Raw genomic sequence first — 3229 nt, 5'->3', positions numbered from 1 at the left:
TCCCGGTGGCGCCCACGGCGAGCGCGTCGACGCCGCCGGCCGCGTCCCGCGCGGCCGGGCGGTGGCCCAGCAGCGCGTCGAGCGCGGGCAGCAGGGTCTCCAGCAGGGCGTCGGCATCGATGCCCCGCGGTCCCGTACGGGTGGGAACGCGGCGTTCGACCTGGGCCACGACCCGCGGCCCGCCCTCCCCGTCGAGCCGGGCGAGGGCCGCGCGCAGCCCCGTACCGCCGACGTCCACGCCGACCACCCGGAGGCCGCCGTCACCGTGGAGGGACACGGGCGTCATCCGACCGGAGCGGCCGGCCCGGCGCCGGCCGCGGCCGCCTGCCCGCGGGCCCGGCTGAGCTTGGAGAGCTTGGCGAGCAGCAGGACCAGCCCCGCCGCGCAGGCCACTGCGCCCCAGGCCGGCAGGTACACGCTGGCCGGCAGCAGGGCGCCCGGGGTGAGCACGAGGCAGAAGACGTACCAGCGCATGACCGTGCCCAGGCCGTCGCCGTAGCGCAGGGAGATCGCCGCATTGGCGGTGTAGAACGCGAGCACGCCCCCGCTCAGCGCCCAGCGGGCCCCGGGTGGCAGCACGTGGTCGGGTTCGCCGACGGCCGTGCCCAGGGCGGCGGCGATCACGACGATGCCGGAGACCAGGACGAACGGCAGGTACATCACGGTGTCCCGCAGGGCCCGGACGGCACGGCGGCTCTGCACCGCCGTCAGCCCGCGCGCGGCGGCGCCCGTCCCCCAGGTGAAGAAGATCAGCGCCAGCTCGGCGACCACGAAGAAGCCCAGCAGGGCCGCCAGCGCCGAGAGCCCGGTGAAGTGCTCGGTGAACGTCGCGACCACGGTGAACACGCTCTCGCCGAGCACGATGACCACGAACAGCCCGATCCGCTCCACCATGTGTTCCACCTTCAGGCGGTCGTAGAACTCCGCGCTGATGCCGGCCTGGACCGCCAGCAGCACCACTTCGAGTGCGATGGCCAGCCCCCACAGCACGAACCGCACCGGCCCGGGCACCGCCGCCGACACCCCCCAGATCACGGCCGGCACCAGGCAGTACGTCACCGGCCGCCAGAGCGGCAGCGTGCTGCCGGGCCGACGGGCACGCCCGAACCACAGGAGGAAGAACAGCAGCCGGATCCACGCCGCGCCCAGCGCGTACGCCCACGCCCGGTCGCCCAGGCCCTCCGGCGAGGCCGCCGCCATCAGGCCGAGCGCGGGCATGGCGGCCAGCAGGACCGCCCGGACCCGGGCGGGGTCGGACCCGAAGACGTTGACGGTGACCATCTGGTTGACCCAGGCCCACCAGAGCGGGAAGAACAGCACCAGGAAGGTGGCGAACTCCCGTGGCCCCGGGTCCCCGTGCAGGTCGTGCGCCAGCACGCTGACGGTCACGACGAACACCAGGTCGAAGAAGAGCTCGAACCAACCGGCCCGCTGCTCCTCCGCTTCCGCCTCCGCTGTCACCTGCGACGCGTCCACCATGCGGGCACTATAAGCCCGGCATTTGCCGCACACCGGGACGCCGGAAAATGCGTTGCCCCAGGCATCGGCTTCGCGGACGATCGTGCCTCGTGAGTGGTAAGAGACTGGCTGCGATCCTGCCCGACCTCGCCCCGTGGCGCTCCAGCCGGGACTTCCGGCTGCTCTTCTTCCAAGGGGTCGTCACCTTCTTCGGCAGTTTCATGGCGATGATCGCGCTGCCGCTCCAGATCAAGGACCTGACGGACTCGCCCCTGGCCGTCGGCGCCATGGGCGCCGTGGAGCTGGTGCCGCTCGTCGTCTTCGGGCTCTACGGCGGGGCGCTCGCCGACGCCGTGGACCGGCGCCGGCTGATCGTGCTGACCGAGGCCGGACTCGGTGTGCTCGCCCTCGTGCTGTTCGTCAACGCCCTGCTGCCCGGTCCGCTCCTGTGGCCGCTCTACGTCGTGGCCGGCGGTGTCTCGGCGCTGGCCGGGCTCCAGCGGCCCGCGCTGGACTCGTTCATGGCCCGGATCGTGCCGCACGACCAGCTCACCGCCGCGGCCGCGCTCAACGCCCTGCGCTACCAGATCGGTGCCATCGCCGGCCCTGCCCTGGCCGGCCTGACCGTCGCCTACGCCGGCCACGCCGCGGCCTACGCCGTCACCCTCGCCGGCTTCGGCGTCTCCGCCCTGCTCTGCTCCCGGCTGAGCCCCGCCCCGCCGTCGCACGACGCCGAACGCCCCTCCCTGCGCGGCGTCCTCGACGGCGCCCGGTACGCGTGGAGCCGCCCGGTGCTGCTCGGCACGTACGCCGTCGACCTGGCGGCGATGTTCTTCGCCTTCCCGAACACGATCTTCCCCTTCCTCGCCGACGAGCTGGACGCCGAGTGGTCGGTGGGCCTGATGTACGCGGCCGGTTCCGTGGGCTCGCTGCTGCTGGGACTGACCAGCGGCTGGGCCTCCCGGGTGCGCCGGCACGGACTGCTCGTGCTGTTCGGTGCGGCGTCGTGGGGCCTGGCGATCGCGGCGGCCGGCTGGTTCACGAACATCTGGCCGGTCCTGGTGTGCCTGGCGGTCGCCGGCGCCGGAGACATGCTGAGCGGCCTGGGCCGCTCCACCATCTGGAACCAGACCATCCCCGAGGAACTGCGCGGCCGCCTCGCCGGCATCGAGGTGCTCTCGTACAGCGTGGGCCCGCAGCTGGGCCAGCTCCGCGCGGGCGCCATGGCCGGCTGGACCGGCACGCGCAGTGCCTTCTGGAGCGGCGGCGTGGCCTGCGTGGCCTCGGTGGCGCTGCTGGCCGCCGTACTGCCCAAGCTGGTCACCTACGACGCCGACACCGACGAGGACGCGCTGCGCCGCCGGGCGGCCAAGGAGGCGGCCGGCGCCCCGGCCTCGTGACCGCGGGTGGCGTTCCGGCCTCGTGACCGCGGCCCTTGGTCCGGCCTCCTGAGCGAGGCCGGCACTCCCGCCTCCCTACCGCGGTCGGTGCCCCGGTCCGCCGACCGCGATCGGCACTCCCGTTCCCCCGACCGGACGACCCGTACGCCGGACCCCCGGATGCGGTGCACGACGTCAACATCCGCTGGACCGCCACCGGATGGGATGGTTACCCCGCGGTCTACGCGCGTCCGGTGATCAAGCGTTTCGCCGAGCCGCGAGGGTGAGTCCATGATTTCCGAAGGACCCACCCCCGCGACCCCCGCCCCCGCGACCCCCGCCCGCACGAGCCGCCGGGCCGTACTGGCCGGCGCCGGCGCCGGCGCGCTGGC

The 3229-nt window shown here is 74.1% G+C and carries 2 protein-coding genes and 1 pseudogene; 1 reads left to right on the top strand and 2 read right to left on the bottom strand.

Annotated elements, in window-relative coordinates; all coding sequences use genetic code 11:
• Positions 1-277: pseudogene (locus tag GPJ59_RS34945) on the bottom strand (ATPase); the annotation flags it as partial.
• 5 nt (positions 278-282) lie between these two features.
• Positions 283-1479 carry a low temperature requirement protein A gene (locus GPJ59_RS34940; RefSeq protein WP_219672080.1) on the bottom strand — a complete coding sequence of 399 codons (1197 nt, stop codon included), beginning with the start codon at positions 1477-1479 and terminating at the stop codon, positions 283-285.
• 47 nt (positions 1480-1526) lie between these two features.
• Between GPJ59_RS34940 and GPJ59_RS34935 the strand changes: the two genes are divergently transcribed.
• On the top strand, positions 1527-2858 hold the full coding sequence (locus GPJ59_RS34935) for an MFS transporter (protein WP_219672078.1): 1332 nt from the start codon (positions 1527-1529) through the stop codon (positions 2856-2858).
• Positions 2859-3229 lie beyond the last annotated feature (371 nt).

This window comes from Streptomyces bambusae (genome assembly GCF_019400985.1).
GTDB lineage: Bacteria > Actinomycetota > Actinomycetes > Streptomycetales > Streptomycetaceae > Streptomyces > Streptomyces bambusae_A.
Note: the sequence above shows the minus strand (reverse complement) of the source record. Positions and strands in the feature narration are given on the sequence as shown.